The organism is Mycobacterium sp. NGS33 (genome assembly GCF_059812885.1).
The window spans coordinates 521,140-545,263 of sequence record NZ_JCALDN010000003.1; the positions used below are offsets into that span (position 1 = coordinate 521,140).

Here is a 24,124-nt window from a genome sequence, read left to right on the forward strand (position 1 = left end):
CGAGCTCTTAACGGGCTCCGCGGACCAGGCGGCCGGGGCGCGCCCCGGTGTCGACGTCGTTGCGGCGGGTCACCGTCCCGCTGACGATGGTCGCGGCATAGCCGCTGGCCCCCTGCAGGATTCGGTTTCCACCGGCGGGCAGGTCGAACGCCATCGCCGCCGGATGCAGTGTCAGCGCGTCCATGTCGATGACGTTGATGTCGGCCTTCTTGCCCGGTTCGATGGTGCCGCGGTCGGTGAGGCCAAACAGGTGCGCGGTGTCGCGCGATTGCTTACGGATCACGTACTCCAGCGACAGCTTCTCGCCGCGGCGCCGGTCGCGCGCCCAGTGCGTGAGCAGGAACGTGGGGTAGGACGCGTCGCAGATCATCCCGCAGTGGGCGCCGCCGTCGGAAAGCCCGAGCACCCCGGCGGGGTGCAGCATCATCTCGCGGATCGCGTCGTGATTGCCGTCGGCATAGTTGAACAGCGGCAGCATCAGCATGTTGGTCGCGTTCGACTCCAGCATGAGGTCGTACAGCGTCGACAACGGGTCCTCGCCACGCGCCTGGGCGATGGCCGCGACCGTGCGGTCCGGCGTGGGCTCGTAGTCCGGCGGGTTGCCGAGCGCATACAGCCGTCCCAGCGAGTGCTGGACGAGGGCGAACATCCCGTCGAACAACAACGTGGGGTCGGGGGGAAGGTCGTCCTCGGACAGGATCGCCGCCTTCACGGCGGGGTCGGCCAGCCGCAAGGTGAGCTCGTCGCGGCTGCACTCGGCCTTCAACCGCCGATAGGTGGGCCGGTGACTGAACCCGTGGTGGCCTTGGAAGCCGATCATCATGCCGAAGGGACGCGCCGCGATCTGTGGGTAGAGGCGGGCGCCCGCGGCGTGTGCGTCCGCGGACAGGTCGAGCATCTCCCGCCACAGTTTCGGATCGGCGTCCACCTGGATCAGCGCGAAGGACACCGCCCGGTCGATCTCGCCGCTCAGCCGCCGCATCCAGTCCAATTCCTTTTTGGGTCCGATGATGTCCTCGCCCGCCGCGCCTTGCGGGGCCAGCTCGAACACCGCCTGACCGCCGGCCGCCATCGCGCGGCCGAGGCCGAAGAGCTCTTCCTCGGCGGCGAACGTGCCGGGCACCGGCTCGCCGTCCATCGCGCGGTGGCCCATCGTGCGCGACGTGGAAAAGCCGAGCGCCCCGGCCTCGATCGCCTCGCGAACCAGCCGCCCCATCGCCTCGATGTCCTCGGGGGTGGCCGGTTCGTTGCGCGCGCCCCGCTCACCCATGGCGTAGGCGCGCACGGCGCCGTGCGCGACCTGGCTGCCGACGTCGACGGCGAACTTCTGCTTGCCGACCGCGTCGAGGTACTCGGGGTAGGTCTCCCATCCCCAGGTGATGCCCTCGGTGAGCGCGGTACCGGGAATGTCCTCGACGCCCTCCATCAGCTCGATCAGCCACTGCTCGGTGCCGGGCCGCACGGGCGCGAAGCCAACGCCGCAGTTGCCGGTGACGATCGTGGTCACGCCGTGGCCGCTGGAGGGTTCCAGCAGGCTGTCCCAGCTGACCTGGCCGTCGTAGTGGGTGTGGATGTCGACGAAGCCGGGTGCCACCACATGCCCTGTCGCATCGATGGTTTCGGCCGCCTCCCCGCTGAGCGGGGGGCCATCGGTGGAGCGTGGCACGACGTCGACGATCTTGCCGTCCTTGATGCCGATGTCAGCGAGATAGCGTTGCGCGCCCGTGCCGTCGACGACCGTGCCACCGATGATCTTCAGGTCGAACATGAGACTCCCCTTCGCCGGGTCGCGGGCTGTCCCTGGCGGGCTGAGCGCACGGCACGCAGGATTTCGCTACGGTAGGTAGCGTAACTCGTGGCGCGGCGAAGGCAATAGCCTCGGCGGAATTGGCCCGGGCGTCATAGCGAGCCCTTCAGGGCGGCCACGGTTTCCAGATCATCGAGTGCCGCGACACCGCGCCGCAGCCCCTCCATGATGATGTCTTCGGCCTGCATCCCGCCCATCCCCGCGGTGATCAGCGGGGCGACATACGCGTACAGCGCCGCCTGCCGAAACCGCAGCCACAGGTCGTCGCGATCCAGCTCGGGTCCGCCGGCGGCCATCAGCGCTCGGCGGTAGTGGTCGACGAGGTCGCGCTGGCTGGCCTGGCGATCCTCCGGCGTCAGGCTGGTGATCAGCGTGTAGGCCAGTTCGCGCGACGGGTGTCCGCGGCGCACCGCCTGCCAGTCCAGCAGGCCCGCCTTGCCGCCCAGGAAATACATGTTGCCGGGATGGGCATCACCGTGCATGACGGTGTGCGGGGGAGTGTCGATCAGCGCGGCGACGGCGCGGTAGTTGTCGGCGATGAATGTGCCTTTGTCCACCGGGATAGTGGTGCGCTCGGCGAGGCGCTTGATGGAGGTGTGCATGAGCGAACCGGTCAGCAGCGAGGTGACGTCGCCCGACGGGGTGTACAACCAGCTCATCGGGCCGTGCCCGCCGCGCGGCAGGCGCCCCAAGAAGACGGCGTGCAGTTCGGCAAGCAGCTCGACGATCAGGCTCGCCTGGTCGGCCGACAGCGGGTGCAGGGTGTCGGGGAACTCGCACGACTCGGCCGGCAGGTCCTCGAGGACCAGCAGGTACCGGCCGGTCCACGGGTCGAATGCCGTGCCGTAGCAGTAAGGGACGCCGATGACCTGCGGCGCGAGCTCCCGGTAGAAGCGCACCTCGGTGTGTCCGAGTCGTCCGAGTTCGCCGATCAGCCGGGTGGCGGCGGTCTGCGCCGCGACCTTGACGAACACCGAGTGGGGGACGTCCCTGCCGGTCAGCACCAGCCGGCCCCGCGAGGAGGTGCCGGAGTCGCGGCTCAGCACGCGGATCGAGCGAACGGTGGTCCCCATGACCCGTGACAGGACGGCGGGGTCGATGTCCTCGACCGTCCGCGGCAGGCCGAAACGGCCTCCGACCACCGCGTCGGTGGCGACCCGCCCCGCGCCGAGACCCAGGTGAGCGGCCAGGCCAAGGATGGAAAAGGCTTGTCCCACAGGAGTTTTCATGTCCATCCATCCTGATTTGCACGCCGCCGCAGTGCTGCGCTGTTAACACCAGCGGCGTCGGACAAAACCGATCGAACGTCTGGACATCAGACAATATACGATTATTGTCTGATCTGTGGCACCAAGGCCCTCACCACGAACTGCTCGACGAATTCTCGTTTGTCCGCGGCGGGGCGATATCGCCACGAAGGCGCCAGCAGAAACAGCGTCGCGGTGTGCAACCACTGGACGATCGACCGGAAATCGATGTCGGCGTAGAGCAGCCCCGCCGCCTTCCACCGATCCAGCAGCGGTCCGTAATGCCGCAGCAGCAGCTCCACGATGGGTTCGGAACCCTTCTCGAGCGCCGAGGCCACCGCGGTGCTCTCGGCCGCGAACAACGCTTCGTTCAGCGCGTTGCCGTCCACCGATTCCACCCGGGCCAGCACCATCTCGGGCACCGACCGAACGGGGTCGTCCGGGGCAGGCAGCGAGCGCACCAACTCAGCGAGCGCGGTGTCCACACGCGAGAGCATCAGGCCCAGCAGGACATCGTCACGGCCCGGGAAATATCGGTACACCGTCGACCGCGAGACCCCGGCCTCGTCGGCCACCTCGCCCATCCGGAACTGGGTGTTGCCGCGCCGGACGATGCAGCGGCCCGCGGCCTCCAGGATCCGTCGACGGGCCTCCTCGTCGTCGAGGATCGCGCGGTCGTCGCCCCAACGCCGGCTCGGTTCCATGGCGGCGATGTTACGGGATGCGTTGTGCTGCTTTGTTATCTGATGTGAGCAGAATCCGGCCCAGCGCGAACCGGTAACCAATTCTCCTGCAGCACAAGGTGTCAGCCAGCCAGAAAGGGCCACGATGGGGTATTCCGCGGCGGACGAGTCCTTCACCCACCAGCTTCCGACGACGTTCGACCAGGTGCACACATCCGATCCGACGTGGTCGGATCGGTGCTACTTCTTCGCCGCGTCGCCCGACGGCACCATGCTGTTGGCCAGCGGCTACGGCAACAACCCGAACACCGCCAGCGGGTTGGGTTATGTCAAGGTCAGCCTCGCCGACGGGCGGCACTGGGACCTGCTGTCCGGGCGGCCGGTCTCGGGCGATGACCGCGGCGAGCTGCGCGCCGGGCCGATGCGCTGGACCTGCGTCGAGCCGCTGAAGAAGTGGCGATTGGACATCGAACCCAACAACTCTGGAATCGAATGGGAACTCTATTACGAACCCACCGCCCCGATGTGGGAGTTGTTGCCCATGAAGGTGCATGGCAGGGCCGGCGAACTGCTCGCGGACATGTACCACATGAAAGAACCGGGGAAGTGGAGCGGTTGGGTGCAGATCGACGGGGAACGCGTCAGCGTCGACGGCTTCCACGGCGGTCGTGACCGCACCTTCGGGGTGCGGATCTCCGACAAGATCGACTTCTGGTTGTGGCTCGACGCCGGCTTCGACGACCATGCCATCGAAGCGTGGATCATCGAATCTTCTGACGGCACGGTCAATTACGTCGACGGTGGCATCACGCACGCCGATGGGACGTTGTCGAAGCGATTCGTCAAGATCGAGCACGAGGTCGAATTCGACGGCGACCGCAAGCGACCCACCCGCGCGGTGCTCGTCTTCACCGACGAGGACGGAAATGCCCATCGGGTGATCGCCGAGGCGCCGCACCTGGAGGTCAACGCCTATTACGGGCTGCCGATGGCCCATTGCCAGTACGAAGACTGGGGTGACGGTGCGTACTTCATCCATTTCGCTTGGGACAGCAGCGATTCCGACCAGCTAGCCGAGACCGAGGGTAAGTCGATGGCCCTGGACCAGCTGATGCGGTTCCAACGGGGCGGCGAGACCGGTTGGGGCATCTTCGAATTGCTGCTCGGCGGCCAGGGATATCACCGCTACCCCAACTGGGCGCCGATGGACATGTCCGCCTTCACCCAGGACAAGACCCCGGTCGATCGATTGCCCGCGGACGGCGCGGGGGTCCGGCAATGACGTTGAACGACGACTTGCAACAGCGGCTGGGCGGCTGGCTGCGCACGCAGGTGCGCGAGGCCGACGACGTCCGTGTCGAGGGCATCGACCGGGTGAGCTTCGGACACTCGGCCGAGATGATGACGCTGCGCGTCGTCACCCGCAGCGGCAGTCGACACGACCACCAGGACGTGGTGCTGCGGCTGCGCCCGCAACCACCGGCGCTGCTGGAGCCCTACGACCTCGCGCGCCAGTTCAGGATTCTGCGGGTCTTGGCCGATACCCCCGTCCGCGTACCGCGGACGCTGTGGCTCGAGCCCACCGGCGACATCCTCGGCAGGCCGTTCTTCGTCATGGAACGCGCCGACGGCGACGTCTACGAGATGGAACCGCCGGCCGTCGCCGACCAGACCGTGGTGCGCATGTGTCAGAGCATGGTCGAGCAACTGGCCGCGATTCACACGGTCGACCTCAGCAGGACCGGGCTGGACACCCTCGACGACGGCGCCGACCATCTGGACCGCGAGCTCGCCCGGTGGGCCGCGGAAATGAACCGGGTCAAGCGCGACCGCCTGCCGGCCCTCGAGCGCCTACACGACGCCTTGATCACCACCAAGCCGACGCCGTATCCGAAGGTCACGCTGGTGCACGGCGACGCCAAACCGGGCAACTTCGCCTTCACCGGCGGCGAAGTCAGCGCGGTGTTCGATTGGGAGATGACGACCGTCGGTGATCCGCTGACCGACATCGGATGGCTCGAAATGTTGTGGATGCAGCCGGTCGGGATCACCAGCCACCCCGCGGCCCTTTCCATCGACGCCCTGCTCGCGCACTACGAGGCGGCCAGCGGGATCAGGGTCACCAACCGGCCCTGGTATCGGGCGTTCAACGCGTTCAAGATGGCCGTCATCTGCCTCATCGGCGCGATGCTCATCGAGGACGGCCACAGTGACGACCAGAAGCTCGTGCTGGCCGCGTACGGCACCTCGTTGCTGACCGGCGCCGGGCTCACCGACCTGGGAATCGGCGAATCCCTCGACGACGGCCCGGTGCTGCCGCGGGACGAACGCATCCAGCAGGTGCTGGCGCAGGCCGTCTGATCAGGCGCTACAGCCGGGCCCGGCGACGTCGTTCCAGGTCAACGTCACGCGAGTGCCCTGCGGCGTGCGATCGATGACCACGTCGTCGGCGAGCACCTCCATCAGCGGGATGCCGCGCCCGCGCATCTGCTGTTGGCGCTGCACCGGCACCTTCTGTCGCCAACGGCCGCGGTCGTCGACGGTCACCGCGAGGGTGTCCGCATCCGCGTCGTAGGCCGCCCGCACGTCGACCGTGCCGCGCTCGGCGGCGTCGACGTAGGCGTATTCCGCGGCGTTGGCGATCGCCTCGTTCACCGCCAGCAGCAGATCGCTGAACCGGTCGTCGTCAAGCGAGAAATGCCGTTCGAGCCACACCGCGAATTCGGCGCGGGCGCGGGCGGCGCTGCGCGCATCGGCGGCGACACGCGTGCGAATGAAGCGGGATCTGTCATCGATGTGCGACACGTTCTGCGGCTGGTCAGAGCGTCCCGTCGTTCCGAGTTGCGTCGTCACCCTGTCGACACTCACTCACCCGAGATGCCGCTCAGCGCTCCGTCCAGGCTGCTGTAGAGCGAGAGCACGCTGTCGATTCCCATGAGTTTGATCGGCCTGCTGGTGGCCGAGCCGTTGGCGACCACCGCGAATTGCGTCGGCGGCTCGAGCTCGGCCTGCGCGGTCACCAGGACGGTCATCCCGGCCGACGCCAGAAAACCGACTTTGGACAGATCCACGATCAAGGCCGCGGGCTTGGTGGCCAGCGCCGTCTGGATGGCATCGGCCAGCAGCGGCGAGCTGAGCATGTCGACTTCGCCGGACACGGTGAGCACCACCGCCTGGTCCACCTGGTGTTTGCCCACTTCAAAAGCGGTCGGATCGACTAAATCGCCGGTTAGTTCGCCCATGGTCTATCACTCACATTCGGTCCCCGACGGGACGCCGCTAGCTTTCAAAACAGCCACTGCCGTATCCGGGGGCTGTTTATTCAACCCCGCGGGAACACGCTTGCCTACGGAGGAAACGCACTCCGTCGATCTGCGCTGGTAAATGCAGATACAGCTACAAGTGTTTAGCCAATGGTAGGACACGCGGCGTACCACGCTCAAAACGCTGAACGATTTCGGGCGCCCCGACGTAGTCCGGATGTGCGTGACGGCCAGCCTAGAAGTTGCACGGGGCATCGGCCCGTGCGTGAATTGCTTCCATCCGCTTCGCCCTCGGCCCGGCGGGCGTGGCCTGCGGAAATGGGAAGGACGGTGGGACGTGGAGCCCGGTGAGCGCGGCGGCGAACCCCATCGGGGTGAGCGGCCCGACGATCCCGGAGAAAGCCCGCCCACGGCGTCGAATGCCGGCGCGCTGAACCGGCGGCGCGCGCTGCTCGGCATGGGCGCGGTAGCCGGCGTCGCCGCGGTCGACGTGGGTGGCTTCGCCTATGCCGGTGCCTGGCTACGGCCCCGCGCGCTGACCCCGCCCCGCTTCACCGATCGCTTCGAGCACGTCTACGGCCGTCACGACGGGTTCCGGCGCAACCACGCCAAGGGCGTCAGCGCCAGCGGCACGTTCGTCAGCACCGGGGCGGCCGCGGCGATCTGCCGGGCCGACGTCTTCGGGCGCGGCACCGTTCCCCTGATCGGCCGCTTCTCGCTGTCCGGTGGGCTGCCCGACCAGGCCGACAAGCCCGACACCGTCCGCGGGTTGGGGCTGCTGTTCGACGGGCCCGACGGGCGGCAATGGCGCACCGCGATGATCAACCTCCCGGTGTTCCCGGACCGCACCCCGCAGGGGTTTTACGACCGGTTGCTGGCGTCCAAACCGCTCCCCGGCACGGGCAAGCCCGACCCGCAGCAGATGGCCGCGTTCCTGCAGCGCCACCCCGAGACCGCCGCGGCCATGCGGATCATCAAGCAGGCGCCGCCGAGCACGGGATTCGCCGACAGCGCCTTCCATGCGCTGAACGCGTTCCGATTCACCAACCGCTCCGGCGCGACGGTGCCGGTGCGCTGGTCCGCTATTCCCCAGCAAGGCGCCGAGGCGCTTTCTCCCTCAGGGCCGCCGGCCAAGGACTACCTGTTCGACGCCCTCATCCGCACGTTGGCGCGCACCCCTTTGACGTGGCGGCTGGTACTCACCGTCGGCGAGCCGGGGGATCCGACCAACGACGCCACTAAACCGTGGCCCTCGGGACGGCGCACCATCGACGCCGGCACCATCACCATCTCCGCGGTTCAGACGGAGGACGCCGGCAACGCGCGCGACATCAACTTCGACCCGCTGGTGCTGCCCGACGGCATCACCGCCTCCGACGACCCGCTGCTCGCTGCGCGCTCGGCGGTGTACGCCCGTTCATTCAGTCGCCGCGCCGAGGAGCCCAAAACGCCCAGCGCGGTCGGCGTCGAGGCGGTCCGCCAATGACCGACGCGACCGTCGCGCCGCGGTTCGCCCTGCCGTCGCGCGTCCTGCATTGGCTGATGGCCCCGATGGTCATCGCTCAGCTGCTCATCGGCGTGACCATGGTCGCCACCCTGAGCCTGTACCCACTGCTGCTGGCCATCCACCGGCCTCTGGGCCTGTCGATTCTCGCCTTCGCCCTGGTCCGGTTGGCGAACCGGCTCAGGCACCGGCCACCGCCGTTCCTGGCCACCATGAGCAAAACCGAACGCCGCATCGCGACGTGGTCGGAATACCTGCTCTATGCCCTGCTGCTCGTCCAGCCCCTGACCGGATGGGCCATGCTGTCGGCGGCGCGTTTCCCGATCCCCGTGTTCGGCCCGCTGGCGCTGCCCGGCATCGCGCCGCGCAACATCGACGTCTTCGCGGTGCTCCGGGAATGCCACGGCGCCTTCGCGCTCCTGCTCTTCCTCGCGTTTACCGCCCACATGACGGCGGTACTCTTCCACACGCTCGTCCTGCGTGACCGGCTCCTCGACCGCATGGTGTTGTGGCGCGCCAAGCCGCCGCCCCGCAGCCAGACCGAGGCGCAGACCAACATCGCAGTCTGACGACCTGCCTGCTCGGGCCCGAAGTGGCCGAATATGATCGGCACGATTCGGACTTGAGCGCGCGCGGTCACCGGCCGTGGCGCGGTGCCCGTGAGGGCCATGAGGAACTGGGAGAGTTCAATGTCGAACCAGCAGCAAGCGGAGCGGATGACGTCGGGCAAGGGATTCATCGCGGCCCTCGACCAGAGCGGCGGTTCGACGCCCAAGGCGCTGCGCCTCTACGGCATCCAGGACGACGCCTACTCCTCCGATAAGGAGATGTTCGACCTCATTCACCAGATGCGCTCGCGGATCATCACGTCTCCGGCGTTCACGGGCGACCGCGTGCTGGCCGCGATCCTGTTCGAGCAGACCATGGACCGCGAGATCGCAGGCAAGCCGTCGACCACCTACCTGTGGGAGACCAAGGGCGTGGTCCCGATCCTCAAGATCGACAAGGGTCTGGCGGACGCGGCCGACGACGTCCAGCTGATGAAGCCGATCCCGGGCCTCGACGAACTGCTGGAGCGGGCCGCCGGCCTCGGTGTGTTTGGGACCAAGGAGCGGTCAGTGATCGGCGGCGCCAACGCCAAGGGCATCGCCGCCGTGGTCGCCCAACAGTTCGATCTGGGCCACCAGGTGCTCTCGCACGGTCTGGTGCCCATCATCGAACCCGAGGTCACCATCTCGATTTCCGACAAGGCCGAGGCCGAGGGCATCCTGCGCGACGAGATCACCAAGCAGCTCGACTCCGTGCCCGAGGGGCAGCGCGTGATGCTCAAGCTGAGCCTGCCCACCGAGGTCAACTTCTACCGCCCCCTGATCGAGCACCCGAAGGTGATGCGGGTGGTCGCCCTGTCCGGCGGCTACTCGCGCGAGGAAGCCAACGACCTGCTGGCCAAGAACACCGGGCTGATCGCCAGCTTCAGCCGCGCGCTGACGGAGGGCCTGACCGTCGACCAGTCCGACGAGCAGTTCAATGCCACCCTGGACAAGGCGATCCAGTCGATCTACGACGCTTCGGTGGCCGGCTGACCTAATAGCAATGCCGCGCCATGCGCGGGGGCCCGGCGTCGCCGTCGTCAGAGACCAACGCGGGCACCATCTCGCTGGTCACCAGGCCCTCGTCCCGGGTCACTTCGTCGATGACGACGAAGGATTCGGCGATGTTGGCCGGGGTGTCGATCACCGTGGTGACGACGGGCACCCGGCGGGTCAGCGAGAACAATCCGTCACCGTGGGGCGGGTGGTCGTCGTGAAAACCCCAGACGCCGCGCAACACGGTGGCGCCGTCGGCGGCTTTGGCTTGGCGCAACCGCTGGACGATCGCGCGGTGTATCGGCACACCGTCGTAATGCGCCGACTCGGAGGTGTAGATCGTCAGCTGCTGGAACAGCGGCAGGCCACGCTCGTCGACGCCGGGCAGGGCGTGCGGTCGCTCCAGCAACTGGCCGTCGCGCTTGCACACCCGGACCCGTTCGACGGTGAACAGCGGCCTGCGCAGCAGCTCGCCGAGCTCCGGCAGCACCCGGCCGATGCGCTCGCCGGATCCGACGACCACGATCATCATCGGCACATCGGCGTTGCGGCCAAAGAAGTTCGCGCGCTGGCGTTCTCCGTGCGTGACGCCGTCCACCCCGAGCAACACCGTGGCGCCGGCCAGGCCGCGCCGGTGCATCAATTCGCACAGGGCGATGTAGGCGGGCGAGCCGTTGACGCGTTGTTTGCGCCCGACGTAGATCGTCAACTTGACGTCGTCGCGCAGATCCTCGGGCAGCCGCGGCGGCTCGATGCCGTCGTGCAGCAGCCGGGCCCGCTCCAGGGTGACCAGGCCTCGCTGCTTGATGCTCAGCACCGGGTCGAGCAGGCCCTCGATCGTCGCTCTGGTGTCGACCGCGATGATCGCCACCGGCGGGTCCTCGGACAACGTCAGCGACTCGTCGGTGCGCAGATAGTGCCCGCTGCCGAACCCACCGATGCCGCGCAGCAGGACGCCGCAAGCGATTCGGTGCCGCGCGTACAAGCCGAGCAGCACGTCGGAGACAAAGCTGCCCCCGGTCCGCCTGCGCTCGGCCAAATAGGTGGTGAGCTTCAGGCAATCGTCGTCCATCGCCGCTCCCGTCGCCTTGCGCCGAGCCTACCGTTCGCAGACGTCAAGCGTCCCAGCGGTGTTCGACGGGCCTACCTCAGCGCAGCTGTTCGGTCGGGACGCCGTAACGGTCCTGGTAGGCGGCCACGCGCTCACGGACCTCCACGGCGTCGAGCCCGGTGTCGGCCCAGGTGTAGCGGCCGCGCCCGCCGTCCGATGGGTGAGAGGCGAGGAAGTCGCGCATCTTCTGCTCGGCATCGGGGCGCAGCTCGCGGTCCAACCGTTCGTAGATGTCTTTGATCGTGGTCCACGGATCGTTCATGAAGTCGGCGAACTGCACGTCGATCACCCGATCCGCGGGCACCGCGCCGCTGTCCCGCAGAGCCATCTCGCGCTCCAGGCCGACGATGATCTCCTCGTAGGACTGGGCCGCGCACTCGGTGATGCTGGATTCGTCGCTGCACATCCGGCGCAGGTGGTGGGTCAGCGCCGCGATGGACGATATGACGTTGAGCGGGTCGCGGTGGGTCTGCACGATCAGCGCGTCCGGGTACTCGGCCAGCAGCGCATCGAGCTGCCACAGGTGTGCCGGCGACTTCAACAACCACTGGCCGGGCGCACCAGACTGCAAGTGCTGCAGGAAGATTCGATGGAATCGATAGGCGCCGGCGTGGTCGGCTTCATACATCAGCCAGCGATAGTAGCTGGGCAGCCGATACTGCACCGAGAAGATCATGCTGACGAATTCGGCCGCCGTGATGCGCACGCACTCCTGACCGACCAACGCGCCCATCGGGTGAAAGGCCAAGAACCCCGGCATGATCTGTTCGGAAAGGTCGATGCTGGCCTGGATCTGGGCGATGCGGGGATCGCTGTGATAGGTCTCGGGCCGCGGCACTGGACAGGGTTCGTCGACCTCCCAGGTCAGCGGCGCGCGTAGCGCGGGATCCTGGGCGAGCAGGTCGTAGAGGATCGTGGTACCGGTACGCGGCTGGCCGACGATGAAGATCGGCGCCTTGATCTGCTCGGCGGAGACCTCGGGATGTTGCTTGCGCCAGGCGATTACGCCGAGCCGGTTCTTCAACGCCCGCATCAGGTCGAGGTGGGCGATCTCGACGCCGATGTCGGATAGCCGCGCGTCGTTGATCAGCCCGTCGGTCACCCGGTGCAGCCCGGGCCGCCAGCCCTCGTCGCCGAAGTCGTCGCTGCCGACCTCCTCGCAGGCTGCCGCGATCAGCCGTTCCGGGGCGAAGCGGTCCTGCAATGTCATGGCCGCTCCTCGGAGTCGCGCACGGATACCGTGACCTCGGGCGGGCTCGGGTTGTCCAGCCAGCGCAGGACGATGAAGCCCCGATGCCTGCCACCGGTGTCGAGCCAATGGCCAAGCCCGAAGTCTTTGGCGGAGACCGCGATCCGCACCCGCCCGTCGCCATCGGGCTGCACGCCGCGATTGGTCACCGAACTCTGCCGGCGACGCGGCTCGAGGCATTCGTGCCAAATGCTTTCCAGCGTGACGTTCCAGTACCGGGTGTCGGGCGGCGCGATGTCCAGGACGAGGGCCTGGCCGGGTTCGAGCCGAAAGGTGCCCATCATGTACAGGTTGTCCGGCGTGGTGTCCGCCGCACCCAGATCGGCGGCCTGGGCGGTCAGCAGCGTGTTCGGCGTTTCCAGGAGCTCCGGCTTGATGGTGCGGTGCAGGGTCGCGAGCTTCATCAGCGACCACGCCATCGCGGTGAACTGGTCGGCAAGCCCCTCCTCGGTCAGCGTCGCCACGGGCCCGGGGTCCAGCGCCTCGATGCGCAGCGTCGCCAATTCCTCGCCCGACCGGTCACCGATGTATTCCCGGACGACCACCGACGAGGCATCCTCGGGGATCTTCACCCACTGCGCGCCGGCCAGATCGGCCGGTTCGTCCGCCGCGAGCACGAGCGTGAACTCACCGGCGCCCAGCACCAGGTCGACGTCGCTCAGGTACGCCGCCATCCGCCGCGGGGTGAGGCCGGTGCCGGCCAGAATCTGGAATCCCAGGTAGGCACTGGTGCCGCGGGTGCCGGTGATCCGGTAGCGGCGGTCACCGCGGATCATCGCCAGGTAATAGTTGCCGTCGGGGTTGGGGCCCCCGACCATCCGGTTGTCCGAACACATATCGAAGAACGACGGCCGCTCGGGGTCGGATTCGACCGCCATCTGCGCACACAGCGACGACACCCGGGCGACCACGCGCAAACCCTCCGCCAGTTCACGCTCCGATTCGGCGTCCTCGGTCACGATCTTGGTGACGTCGGCCAGCATCTGCTGGAAGAACTGCCACGCGGCGCGCGCCTTCGGGGCCGGCGGATCGGGCGAATCGGCGATCTGAGACATCGTCTCATGCTAAGACTATGTCTTACGGTGGTGGGGTCGATTCGCGAGAACAGGGTGGGGACATGTCAGGTGCAGCACCCGCGACGCCGACGCTGGCCGAGCGCAAGCGCGCGGCGATGCGTCAGCGCATCGCCACGGCGGCCGCCGAGCTGGTGGCCAGTCGCGGCCTGGCCGGGGCCACGGTGGACCGCATCGCCGACACCGCCGACATCGGACGGGCCACGTTTTTCCGTTACTTCAATTCCAAGGAAGACGCCGTCGCCGAGGGCATGAACGCCCACTGGCTGGACCGCATCACCGCCGCGCTGGCCGCGCAGCCACCGCAGCTGACCGCCATCGACGCCGTCGTGGGCGCCTTCGGTGAGCTCGCCGGCGGCTTCGCCGAGATTGAAACGCAGGTCCGCGAATTGGCCACGTTGACAAGGTCATCCGACACGCTCGACGCGTGGACCCTGCACATCTATGTGCGTTACGAGCTGGCGATCGCCGAGCTCATCGCACCCCGTCTGCCCGGCCTGACCGCGCAGGATCCGCGGCCACGCTTGATCGGGGCCCTGGCGATGGCGACGGTGCGCATCGCGCTGGACGACTGGCTGAGCCACGGGGGTTCCTTGCCCGACCGGGTGAGCCGGGGCCTGGGGGCGGTCTCGGTCGGTTGAACCGCGACGCTCAGCTCGCGGTGAGCGCCTCCACGATGAGGCGGGTGGTCCGTTCGGCTCGCCGGCGCGAGTAGGGCTGGGCGCCCGAGAGGATCGGGTACACCACCCCGCCGACGATGGCGTCCGCGGCGGATTCGGCGGTGGCCTCGTTGATGCCGTCGGCCAGGAGCCGGGCCCGCACGGTGTCGTGCAGCGGCGCACTGAATCCGGTGCGCAGCTTGACGGCCGTGTCCTCGTGTTCCATGCAGGCGACGGTCAGCGTGCGCAGCATGGCCGAACCGCGCGGCGTCGTCAGGCTGGCGAACAGCTTGCCCACCCAGGTCACCAGGTCGGCGGCCAGGTTGCCGCTGTGGGTGACCGACGCGAGCAGCTTGTCGGCGTCTTCGAGCATGACGTCGGCGACCAGCGCGGGGCGAGTGGGCCACCATCGATAGATGGTTTGCTTGCCCACGCCGGCGCGCGCGGCGACCGCCTCGATGGTCAGTCCGTCGAAGCCGCGCTCGAGCAATAGTTCCCGCGTGGCGGTGACGATCGCCGTGCGGGACTTCTCGCTGCGTCTGCGAGGCGAGCCCGCCGGCGTGTTCACCGCGCCGAGATCGGTTGGCATCTGGTGGTCCTCGCTTCTGCGAACTCAGATGGAAAGCCCCTCGCCGGGGATCGGGCGCGCTTTACATATCCCGTTTCGCCCCGGTAGTCTGCCACAAGACGAGACGGTCCGTCTTGTAACGAAAGGATAGCAGTCGGTGCGGCCAACGCCAGTTATCTCTCGGCCGTCCTCGTGACCCTGGGACTGAGTCCGGAGCAGCAGGAGCTCAGCGACGCCGTCGGACAATTCGCCACCCGGCATGCGCCTATCGCCACCACGCGGGGCAGCTTCGACGACCTCGCGGCGGGACGCGTCCCCGGATGGTGGGATGCCTTGGTCGCCAACGGTTTCCATGCCGTGCATCTGCCCGAAGGGCTCGGCGGCCAGGGTGGGGAACTGATCGACGCCGCATGCGTCCTGGAATCGGCGGGCATATCGCTGCTTCCCGGCCCGCTGCTGCCGACGGTCAGCGCCGGTGCCGTCGCACTGCTCGCCGATCCGACGCCGGGCGCGCAGTCCTTTCTCCGGGATCTGGCGGCCGGCGCCACCGCGGCGATCGTGCTACCCGAGGACGGCTTCTCGGCGCGCTTCGACGGCGGCAACTGGCTGATCAGTGGCGCGTCCAACGTCACCCTCGGGGTGTGTGCGGCGCGAACGATCCTGCTCGGCGCCCGGACGGGCGACGGCGACGTCGTCTGGGCACTGGTGGACACCGAAAACCCCACGGCCACGGTCGAACCCGTCACCGGCACCGACCTCGTCGCCGACGCGGGGATTCTGCGGCTCGACGACTACCGCGTCACCGAGACCGAGGCGCTCACCGGCATCGACCCCGAGCGGGCCCGCTGCGTGGTCGTGGGACTCGTCGCCAGCATGACCGCCGGCCTCGTTCAGTGGTGCCTGCAGGCCGTCACCGCACACCTACGCATCCGCGAGCAGTTCGGCAAGGTGATCGGCACGTTCCAGGCGTTGCAGCACAACGCGGCAATGCTGTTGGTCAGCAGCGAATTGGCCACGGCGGCGGCCTGGGACGCGGTCCGCGCCTGCGACGAATCACTCGACCAGCACCGGATCGCCGCTGCCGGCGCGGCCGTCATGGCGATATCGCCCGCCCCGGACCTGGTGCTCGACGCGTTGACGATGCTCGGCGCCATCGGCTTCACCTGGGAACACGACGTGCACCTGTACTGGCGGCGAGCCATCAGCTTGGCGGGATCGATAGGTCCGGCGAATCGCTGGGCGCGACGGCTGGGGGAGCTCACCTGCGCCCAGACGCGCGACATGTCGGTGAATCTCGGTGACGCGGAGGCCGAATTCCGTTCCTGGGTGGCCGAAACACTGGATGCCGCACTGCAGTTGCGCAACGACAAACCCGCACCGCACGGCGACTACCCGGACCAGGCCTCGGGGCCGCAGCGCACATTGATCGCCGACGCCGGTCTGATGGCGCCGCACTGGCCGGCGCCGTGGGGCGTGGATGCCGGCCCGTTGAAGCAGCTCATCATCGACGAGGAGTTCGCCAAGCGGCCCGAGCTGGTTCGGCCGTCGCTGAACATCGCCGAGTGGATCCTGCCCTCCGTGCTGGCCGCGGCGCCAAAAGAACTGCAGGAGAGGCTGATTCCGCCGACGCAGCGCGGTGACATTCACTGGTGCCAGCTGTTCAGCGAGCCGGGAGCCGGTTCCGACCTCGCGTCGCTGGCCACCAGGGCGACCAAGGTCGACGGCGGCTGGCGGATCAACGGCCACAAGATCTGGACGTCATTGGCCCAATACGCCGACCTGGGTGCGCTACTCGCACGCACCGACCCCGAAGCCAGCAAGCACCGCGGCATCGGCTATTTCATCCTCGACATGCGGTCCCCCGGGGTGGAGATCCAGCCGATCAAGACGGCCACCGGGCAGGCACACTTCAACGAGGTGTTCCTCAACGACGTCTTTGTCCCCGACGAGATGCTGCTCGGCGGGCCCACCGACGGTTGGAGCCTCGCGATCGCCACGATGGCCGAAGAGCGCACGGCCATCAGCGGATACGTCAAGTTCGACCGGGCCGTCGCGCTGCGCCGGCTCGCCGCGCAACCCGGCCCCGATCGTGACGACGCACTGCGCGAGCTCGGCGAGGTCGACGCCTACACCAACGCGATCAGGGCGCTCGGGGTTCGGGAAACCATCAGGCTGCTCGACGGCCAGGCGTCGGGTCCGGCGTCCAGCATCGCCAAGGTCGCGATGAATGTGCTGCTGCGGCGCACCTTCCAGGCCACGCTGCAGCTGACCGGGCAGGTCGCGATGGTCGACGACCCCGACGCTGCGGTGGTGGAACCCTACTTGCACCTGCCGGCCGAGCTGATCGGCGGCGGAACGAGGGAGATCCAGCTGAACATCATCGCGCAGATGATCCTCGGACTACCCCGAAAGTAGGGCACAGCATGGGATTACGCGGAGAAGCGGCGATCGTCGGATACGTCGAGCTGCCGCCCGAACGGCTCAACAAGGCCTCGCCCGCGCCGTTCGTGCTCGAACAATGGGCGGAGCTGAGTGCCGCCGCGCTCGAGGATGCGGGGCTGCCGGGCGACGTCGTCAACGGCATCGTCGCGTCACACCTGGCCGAATCGGAGATCTTCGTCCCCTCTACGATCGCCGAATACCTGGGCGTGGGAGCAAGATTCGCCGAGCACGTCGATCTGGGCGGGGCCAGCGCCGCGGGCATGGTGTGGCGCGCGGCCGCGGCCATCGAGCTGGGCATCTGCGACGCGGTGCTGTGCGCCCTGCCCGCCCGGTACATCACGCCGTCGTCCAAGAAGAAACCCCGGCCCATGGTCGACGCCATGTTCTTCGGCTCGTCGAGCAACCAATACGGCTCGCCCCAAGCCGAATTCGAGATCCCCTACGGAAACCTCGGCCAGAACGGGCCGTACGGCCAGGTCGCCCAGCGCTACGCCGCGGTCTACGGCTACGACGAGCGCGCGATGGCCAAGGTCGTCGTCGACCAGCGTGTCAACGCCAACCACACCGAAGGCGCGATCTGGAAGGACAAGCCGCTGACCGTCGACGACGTGCTGGCCAGCCCGGTGATCGCCGACCCGTTGCACATGCTCGAGATCGTCATGCCCTGCGTCGGGGGCGCCGCGGTCGTCGTCGCCAGCGCGGACGTCGCCCGGCGGTCGCGCAATCGCCCGGTGTGGATCAAGGGATTCGGCGAACACGTGCCGTTCAAGACCCCGACGTACGCCGAGGATCTGCTCCGCACGCCGATTGCCGCCGCGGCCGACACCGCGTTCGCCATGACCGAGCTGAGCCGCGAGCAGATGGACATGGTGTCGATCTATGACTGTTACACCATCACCGTGCTGCTCTCCCTGGAAGACGCCGGCTTCTGCGAGAAGGGCAAGGGCATGGATTTCGTCGCCAACCATGACCTGACCTTCCGCGGTGACTTTCCGCTCAACACCGCGGGTGGGCAATTGGGTTTCGGCCAAGCCGGTTTGGCCGGCGGAATGCATCATGTCTGCGACGCCACCCGCCAGATCATGGGCCGCGCGGGTGCCGCGCAGGTCGCCGACTGCAACCGGGCGTTCGTGTCCGGCAACGGCGGCATCCTGTCCGAGCAGACGACGCTGATTCTGCAAGGGGATTGACCGATGAACTTCGAACGACCCATGCCCGTCAAAACGCCCACCAGCGCGCCGTTTTGGGATGCGCTCGGCGAGCATCGCATCGTCATCCAGTACTCGCCGTCGCTGCAGGCCTATGTGTTCTACCCGCGGGTGCGCGCGCCGCGCACCCTGGCCGACGACCTGGAATGGCGCGAGATTTCCGGGATGGGGACGCTGTACTCCTACACCGTCGCCCACCGGCCGGTCAGCCCGCATTTCGCCGATGCCGTTCCCCAGCTACTCGCCATCGTCGAATGGGACGAGGGCCCAAGGTTTTCCACCGAGATGGTCAACGTCGACCCGGCCCGCCTCGAGGTCGGAATGCGGGTCAAGCCGGTGTTCTGCGACTACCCCGAACACGACGTCACACTGCTGCGTTACGAACCCGCCGACTGAGTCAGGTCGACGAGCGCACCACGAGGCGGGCGATGTCGGTCAGTTCCGGAGACGGCGGCGCGGGGTGCCCCAGCCGCTCGAATACGGCGGCAAGGGCGGCGTCGGCAACCGCGCAGGGATCGAATTGCACGGTGGTCAGCGGCGGGGTGCTCACCATGCCCATCGGGCTGGCGTCGACGCCCATCACCGCGAGGTCCCCGGGACAGCGCAGCCGCGCCTGGTGAATGCCGTACAGGACCAGGCAGGCGATCTCGTCGCTTTGGGCGCAGACCGCGGTCACCCCGTCGCCCACCCAGCTCGTGACCACGTCGGCGGCGTTGTCCAGGGTGACCTCGTCGACGCGCACCGGTGGCAGGTCGCGCAGTTGCGCCGCCCGTGACACGCCCTCGAACCAGTAGTCACCCAGTGGACGCCACCGGGCAATCCCGGTGTAGGCGAATGCGATTCGGCAGTGACCACGCTCGACCAGGTGCTCGACACGCATCTCACCCACCGACAGGTGCGGGTCGTTGAGCGCGGGCAATGTCCCGATCTCGATATGGGGGATGCCCGCCTTCGTCACCGCTTGACGGGCGGCCGCACTCAGCGGAAACAGGCTGGTGACCGCGACCGGGTCGAGGTTCTCGATCGCGTCGACCACGTGCTGGTCGTCGTCGGTCTCGAAGATCTGTACCTGAAGAAAACCCTCACGCGCCAATGCGGTGGTCATGTGACTGCCGGCCTGCATCGGCATCTCGCCCACGGCCACATGCGGAACCACGTAAAGCACCACACCGCTTTTGCCGCGCGCTAGGTTGCGCGCGGCGAGATTGGGCCGGTACCCCAGCAGTTTGGCCGCGTGGTACACCGCATCGCGGGTCTCGGGGGAGATGCGCCGGCCCTGCGCGTTGTTGAGCACATAGCTGACCGTGGCGGTCGAGACGCTGGCCAGCCGGGCCACGTCGGCGGTGGTCGGACGCGCGGCTTTGTTGCTCAATTTGCGTCACCTCCCGGCCGGGTCATTCCCCATCGTGGCATGCGACGGCGGTGCGCCTCGCGCCACACCGCGCGCGGAGCTACCGACCGGGGCGGTCTGGCGCACTAATAGTCCCTATCCTAGGACTAAACAGCGACGGGTCGTAGCCGATAAACAGCGCGGGCCCGGGGCGCTTCCGCCGTTGGGGCGCGCGCGTTTCAGGCAGAACGCCGTGGGTCGCACCCGCCGGCCGCGGTTGACACTGTGACTCACGCCATTATCTACTAGTCGCTGATGATCCGATCCAGGAGCGCGGCATGAACAAGGACGATCTGATTCTGATCAGCGTGGACGATCACATCGCCGAGCCCGCCGACATGTTCGACGCCCACGTTCCCGCCGCCTACAAAGACCGCGCCCCGCGGGTGGTTCTCGAGCCCGACGGCATCCAGCAGTGGTATTACGGCGAGATCCGCGGACGCAACATGGGGCTGAACGCGGTCGCGGGAAAACCGCGCGAGATGTACAACATCGACGCCTCCCGCTATGACGAGATGCGGCCGGGCTGCTTCAACGTGGACGAACGGGTGCGGGACATGAACGCCGGCGGGCAACTCGCGGGGCTGAACTTCCCGAACTTCACCGGCTTCTCCGGCCAGGTCCTCAACCAGGGACCCGACCGCGACACGAACCTGGTGATGATCAAGGCCTACAACGACTGGCACGTCGACGAATGGTGTGGGGCATACCCGGGCCGGTTCATCCCGTGCGGCATCCTGCCGTTGTTCGACGTGGCCGAGGCCGCCAAGGAAGTCAAGCGTCTCGCCGGCAAGGGCTGTCACGCCGTGACGTTCTCGGAGAACCCAGAGGCGTTGCAAATGCCCAGCATTCACACCAGGTACTGGTATCCGTTGTTCGAGGCCGTGTGCGAACACAACACGGTGCTGTGCACCCACGTGGGGTCCGCGTCGCGATCTCCGCAGGTATCCACGGATGCTCCGCCCAGCGTGCAGATGACCGCCTCGTCGATGATGAGCATGTTCACCTTCACCGAGCTCATCTGGGCGCAGTTCTGGGCCGACTTCCCGCAACTGAAGTTCTCGCTGACCGAGGGCGACGTCGGGTGGATACCGTACTTCCTGTGGCGGGCCGAACACGTCTACAACCGTCACTCGGGGTGGACGCTGGCGAGTTTCCCGCCCGGTTACGACGGACCCACCGATGTGTTCAAGCGGCACTTCTACACCTGCTTCATCAGCGACAAGGTAGGCGTGCAGAACATGGAGTGGTTCAACGAGGACATGCTGTGCTGGGAGTCCGACTTTCCGCATTCCGACAGCAACTGGCCCTTCGCCCCCGAGGACATCATCGCCACCATGGGCCACCTCGAGGACGCGGTCATCGACAAGATCACCCACGAAAACGCCATGGCCGCATACTCGTTCGACCCCTTCCGGTACATCGCGAAGGACCATGCGCGGGCCGGCTACCTGCGCGCTCAGGCCACCGACGTCGACGTGGTCACGCACGTCGGCCGCCAGGCCAGCCAGCGTGACCGTGACGCCTGGACGCGGATGACCCAGTTCGCGCTGCAGGCGCAGGCCTCGGCGCAGGCACCGGTGACGGTCGAGACTCCCGGCATCGCTGGACGCGCCACCACGCTGGGCAACTGAGCGTGGCAGCCGAGGCGCCGTTCGCGGACTGGCGCGTGCTGGAATTGTGCAACGGTCTGGCGGCGTCCTACTGCGGCAAGATGTTCGTCGATGCCGGCGCCGACGTGGTGAAAATCGAGCCAGTGCAGGGAGATTCGCTGCGCCGCTGGTCGGCCGGCGGGCCGCCCGGCGCGTTGTTCGGCTATCTGGCGGCGGGCAAGAGATCGGTGGTCGATCACGGCCAGCCCGAGATCGCGTCGCTGCTGGCCGGGGCCGACCTGGTGATCACCGACCTCACCGACGGATGGACGCTCGACGCCATCACCGCCCACACCACCGCCGCGGCCGTGGTGGTAGCGGTGACGCCGTTCGGCACGACCGGCCCCTACGTCGAAAACCAGGTTGCCGCCAACGAATTCATTCTGCAAGCGCTGTGCGGATCCATCGCCGGTCGCGGCTGGCCGGGCGACGAGCCGGTGCAGGCGGGCGGCCGGCTCGGCGAGTGGCTGGCGGGCAGCTTCGCCGCAGCCGCGGCGGCGGCGACGGTCCGGCACGCCACCCGAAGCGGACGCGGACAGATCATCGATGTCTCGACCTACGAGGCCATGGCGATCGCCATGGGGGGGTTGTCTGCCATGTCGGCCAGCGTGCTGGGCGCCGATTCGCTGCTGCACGAACGCAGTTTGGAGCTGCCGTCGATCGTCCCGACCGCCGACGGCCTGGTCGGTTTCTGCACCATCACCGCGCAGCAATTCCAGGACTTCCTGGTGATGATCGAGCGAGCGGATCTGGTCGATGACGCCGAACTGGCGTCATTCGCCGGGCGGGTCGAGCGCCGCGACGAATTCCTGGCCATGGTCACTGAATGGACCGGGTGCCGAACCACCCAGGAGATCGTCGACCTCGCGGTGGCATTCCGAATTCCGGTGGCCCCCATCGCGACGCCTGAGACGCTGCTGACGATCGACCACTACTGCGAACGCGGCGTCTTCGTCGAATCGCCGAGCGGGATGCTGGCGCCGCGCGTGCCGTATCGCAGCGACGCGATGGCGACCCGGGCGCCCGGAGAAGCGCCGCAACTCGGCGCCGACAACGGGCGGGTCCAGTGGGCCGTGCGAGGCCAACGGCCCCGCAGCGCCGCCCCCGACGCGCTGCCGTTGTCCGACGTCCGGGTCACCGACTTCACCGCGTTCTGGGCGGGCCCGGTCGCCACCCAGCTGCTGGGTGCCCTGGGGGCGGACGTGATCAAGATCGAGGGTGTCCGCCGGCCCGACGGCATGAGGTTCTCGGCCGGGCGCCCACCGGACTGGGACCAGTGGTGGGAATGGGGCCCGGTATTCCTGTGCAGCAACAACAACAAGCGGGGCGTGAGCATCGAACTCGGCACCGGCGAAGGGCGAGAGCTCGCGCTCGAGCTCATCGCGGCGAGCGATCTTGTCGTCGAGAACTTCTCCCCCCGGGTGATGGCGAACTTTGGCCTGGAATGGGATGCGGTGCGCAACGCCAATCCGCGGGCGATCCTGGTCCGCATGCCCGCGTTCGGCCTTGACGGCCCATGGCGCGATCGCGTCGGCTTCGCGCAGACGATGGAGCAGGCCACCGGCATGGCGTGGATGACCGGGCACGCCGATGGACCGCCGGTGATCCCACGGGGTGTGTGCGATCCGATCGCCGGGTTGCACGCCGCCTTCGCCGCCGTCGCGGCGCTGGTGGCCCGCGACCGCCGGGGCACCGGTATGCAGGTGGAAGCGACCATGGTCGAGGCCGCGCTCAACGTCGCGGCCGAAATGCTGGTCGAGTATTCACGCCACGGAATCGTCCTGCGCCGGAACGGTAATCGAGGCCCCGCGGCCGCGCCTCAGGGCGTCTACCGCTGCCGCGGCGGCGACGACTGGGTCGCGCTCGCCGCGCTCGACGGCACTTCCCGGGCGTCGTTGGCCGGCCTGCTCGGCCAGCCCGGCCTGGACGAAGCCGACTGGGCCGATCGGGCCGACGACATCGACAAACTGATCTCCAACTGGGCCGCACGGCAGCCGGTCACCGAGGCCGTCGCCGCGCTGCGCGCCGCGGGGGTGGCCGCCGCGCCCGTCACACCCGCCGCGGCGTTGCTGACGGATCCACAGCTGCGGGCCCGCGGCTTCTGGGAAACGGTCGACCATCCCGTCGCCGGATCTTTCCTGTGCACCGGAATGCCTTTCGCGTTTCTCGGCAGCACGCGGCAGTGGCTCCGACGGGTGCCGCCGCTCTACGGCCAGCACACCGACGAGGTGTTAACGGAAATCCTGGGGCGAAGCCGGGACGACCTGGCCGCCCTGCGCCGGTCGGGGACCATCAGCGCTCGGCCGGCGGGGCTGTGACATGGCCGTCAGCCTGTGCGTGCCGCCCCGCGCCGGCGAGCTGTGCGCGCCGGTGCGCTTCCTGGTGCGGCAGGACTCCGTGGTGATGGAGCTGACCGCCCGGCACCGCATCACCAGCGTCGAATGGGACGACGACGAGCGCGCGGTCGCGATGGTCGTCGAGATCACCGACCCGCAGACAGCGCGGCCGGTGGACGTGCGCATCGATGTCGTGGAACTGGGCGGCGCGTCCGCGGACAATCGCGCCGCACACACCACCACGATCGGCACCATCACCCGCGACGGGCGACCATGCGAAGTGCGCGGCACCTACCTGGGCGTCGTCGCGGACGAAAACTGAAGGGCATCAATGGGAATGGAACAT

22 protein-coding genes are annotated in these 24,124 nt (G+C 68.0%); 12 read left to right on the plus strand and 10 right to left on the minus strand.

Annotation, left to right across the window (positions count from 1 at the left end; genetic code table 11):
• Positions 1-7: 7 nt before the first annotated feature.
• From AC5Y5B_RS09995 to AC5Y5B_RS10005, 3 genes are all read right to left on the minus strand, one after another.
• Entirely contained in the window at positions 8-1,768 is a 1,761-nt protein-coding gene (locus AC5Y5B_RS09995; protein ID WP_500005268.1) for an N-acyl-D-amino-acid deacylase family protein, read from the minus strand.
• A gap of 131 nt (positions 1,769-1,899) precedes the next feature.
• Positions 1,900-3,036, minus strand: a complete 1,137-nt coding sequence (locus tag AC5Y5B_RS10000; protein WP_205869094.1) for a phosphotransferase — start codon at positions 3,034-3,036, stop codon at positions 1,900-1,902.
• Positions 3,037-3,137: 101 nt separating this feature from the next.
• Positions 3,138-3,758, minus strand: coding sequence for a TetR/AcrR family transcriptional regulator (locus tag AC5Y5B_RS10005; protein WP_112632895.1), 621 nt, complete (start codon positions 3,756-3,758; stop codon positions 3,138-3,140).
• Between the two features lie 124 nt (positions 3,759-3,882).
• Between AC5Y5B_RS10005 and AC5Y5B_RS10010 the strand changes: the two genes are divergently transcribed.
• Positions 3,883-5,019, plus strand: coding sequence for an Rv3169 family protein (locus tag AC5Y5B_RS10010; protein WP_112632896.1), 1,137 nt, complete (start codon positions 3,883-3,885; stop codon positions 5,017-5,019).
• A complete protein-coding gene (locus AC5Y5B_RS10015; protein WP_112632897.1) occupies positions 5,016-6,098 on the plus strand; it encodes a phosphotransferase family protein in 1,083 nt (360 codons plus the stop codon). The genes AC5Y5B_RS10010 and AC5Y5B_RS10015 overlap by 4 nt, the downstream gene beginning before the upstream one ends.
• On the opposite strand, the gene AC5Y5B_RS10020 is transcribed toward AC5Y5B_RS10015, so the two are convergent.
• Positions 6,099-6,542, minus strand: a complete 444-nt coding sequence (locus AC5Y5B_RS10020; protein WP_112632898.1) for an ATP-binding protein — start codon at positions 6,540-6,542, stop codon at positions 6,099-6,101.
• Between the two features lie 59 nt (positions 6,543-6,601).
• Positions 6,602-6,979 carry an STAS domain-containing protein gene (locus AC5Y5B_RS10025; protein WP_112632899.1) on the minus strand — a complete coding sequence of 126 codons (378 nt, stop codon included), beginning with the start codon at positions 6,977-6,979 and terminating at the stop codon, positions 6,602-6,604.
• Positions 6,980-7,337: 358 nt separating this feature from the next.
• Between AC5Y5B_RS10025 and AC5Y5B_RS10030 the strand changes: the two genes are divergently transcribed.
• The 3 genes from AC5Y5B_RS10030 (at position 7,338) to AC5Y5B_RS10040 (ending at position 10,087) form a co-directional block, all read left to right on the plus strand.
• Positions 7,338-8,486: a catalase family peroxidase gene (locus tag AC5Y5B_RS10030; protein WP_430918756.1), complete on the plus strand. Its 1,149-nt coding sequence runs from the start codon at positions 7,338-7,340 to the stop codon at positions 8,484-8,486.
• Entirely contained in the window at positions 8,483-9,073 is a 591-nt protein-coding gene (locus tag AC5Y5B_RS10035) for a cytochrome b (protein WP_112632900.1), read from the plus strand. Before AC5Y5B_RS10030 ends, AC5Y5B_RS10035 begins: the two co-directional genes overlap by 4 nt.
• 120 nt (positions 9,074-9,193) lie before the next feature.
• Positions 9,194-10,087 (plus strand): fructose bisphosphate aldolase, encoded by an 894-nt coding sequence (locus AC5Y5B_RS10040; protein WP_112632901.1) that lies wholly within the window; start codon positions 9,194-9,196, stop codon positions 10,085-10,087.
• A gap of 1 nt (position 10,088) precedes the next feature.
• On the opposite strand, the gene AC5Y5B_RS10045 is transcribed toward AC5Y5B_RS10040, so the two are convergent.
• The 3 genes from AC5Y5B_RS10045 to AC5Y5B_RS10055 form a co-directional block, all read right to left on the minus strand.
• Positions 10,089-11,162 (minus strand): DUF190 domain-containing protein, encoded by a 1,074-nt coding sequence (locus AC5Y5B_RS10045; protein WP_112632902.1) that lies wholly within the window; start codon positions 11,160-11,162, stop codon positions 10,089-10,091.
• Positions 11,163-11,238: 76 nt separating this feature from the next.
• Entirely contained in the window at positions 11,239-12,411 is a 1,173-nt protein-coding gene (locus tag AC5Y5B_RS10050) for a sulfotransferase family protein (RefSeq protein ID WP_112632903.1), read from the minus strand.
• On the minus strand, positions 12,408-13,505 hold the full coding sequence (locus AC5Y5B_RS10055; protein WP_112632904.1) for a DUF1214 domain-containing protein: 1,098 nt from the start codon (positions 13,503-13,505) through the stop codon (positions 12,408-12,410). The genes AC5Y5B_RS10050 and AC5Y5B_RS10055 overlap by 4 nt, the downstream gene beginning before the upstream one ends.
• 62 nt (positions 13,506-13,567) lie before the next feature.
• Between AC5Y5B_RS10055 and AC5Y5B_RS10060 the strand changes: the two genes are divergently transcribed.
• A complete protein-coding gene (locus AC5Y5B_RS10060) occupies positions 13,568-14,164 on the plus strand; it encodes a TetR family transcriptional regulator (protein WP_112632905.1) in 597 nt (198 codons plus the stop codon).
• A gap of 10 nt (positions 14,165-14,174) precedes the next feature.
• Here the strand turns inward: AC5Y5B_RS10060 and AC5Y5B_RS10065 are convergent, their stop codons facing one another.
• The gene (locus AC5Y5B_RS10065) at positions 14,175-14,771 is read right to left on the minus strand and encodes a TetR/AcrR family transcriptional regulator (RefSeq protein WP_112632906.1); all 597 of its coding nucleotides are present in this window, start codon (positions 14,769-14,771) and stop codon (positions 14,175-14,177) included.
• Between the two features lie 171 nt (positions 14,772-14,942).
• Between AC5Y5B_RS10065 and AC5Y5B_RS10070 the strand changes: the two genes are divergently transcribed.
• Genes AC5Y5B_RS10070 through AC5Y5B_RS10080 form a run of 3 tightly spaced genes read left to right on the plus strand, consistent with a single transcriptional unit; the run spans position 14,943 to position 18,796 of the window.
• Positions 14,943-17,165 (plus strand): acyl-CoA dehydrogenase family protein, encoded by a 2,223-nt coding sequence (locus tag AC5Y5B_RS10070; protein ID WP_112632907.1) that lies wholly within the window; start codon positions 14,943-14,945, stop codon positions 17,163-17,165.
• An 8-nt stretch (positions 17,166-17,173) separates the two neighbouring features.
• Positions 17,174-18,382 carry a thiolase family protein gene (locus tag AC5Y5B_RS10075; protein ID WP_112632908.1) on the plus strand — a complete coding sequence of 403 codons (1,209 nt, stop codon included), beginning with the start codon at positions 17,174-17,176 and terminating at the stop codon, positions 18,380-18,382.
• 3 nt (positions 18,383-18,385) lie between these two features.
• Complete coding sequence (locus tag AC5Y5B_RS10080; RefSeq protein ID WP_112632909.1) at positions 18,386-18,796, plus strand: Zn-ribbon domain-containing OB-fold protein; 411 nt, start codon at positions 18,386-18,388, stop codon at positions 18,794-18,796.
• A gap of 1 nt (position 18,797) precedes the next feature.
• Here AC5Y5B_RS10080 and AC5Y5B_RS10085 read toward each other — a convergent pair whose 3' ends face one another.
• The gene (locus AC5Y5B_RS10085; protein WP_112632910.1) at positions 18,798-19,772 is read right to left on the minus strand and encodes a LacI family DNA-binding transcriptional regulator; all 975 of its coding nucleotides are present in this window, start codon (positions 19,770-19,772) and stop codon (positions 18,798-18,800) included.
• Positions 19,773-20,068: 296 nt separating this feature from the next.
• Between AC5Y5B_RS10085 and AC5Y5B_RS10090 the strand changes: the two genes are divergently transcribed.
• The 3 genes from AC5Y5B_RS10090 to AC5Y5B_RS10100 are packed head-to-tail and all read left to right on the plus strand — an operon-like array spanning position 20,069 to position 24,100.
• The gene (locus AC5Y5B_RS10090) at positions 20,069-21,424 is read left to right on the plus strand and encodes an amidohydrolase family protein (RefSeq protein WP_112632911.1); all 1,356 of its coding nucleotides are present in this window, start codon (positions 20,069-20,071) and stop codon (positions 21,422-21,424) included.
• 2 nt (positions 21,425-21,426) lie between these two features.
• A complete protein-coding gene (locus tag AC5Y5B_RS10095; RefSeq protein WP_112632912.1) occupies positions 21,427-23,760 on the plus strand; it encodes a CaiB/BaiF CoA-transferase family protein in 2,334 nt (777 codons plus the stop codon).
• Between the two features lies 1 nt (position 23,761).
• Entirely contained in the window at positions 23,762-24,100 is a 339-nt protein-coding gene (locus AC5Y5B_RS10100) for a hypothetical protein (protein ID WP_112632913.1), read from the plus strand.
• Positions 24,101-24,124 lie beyond the last annotated feature (24 nt).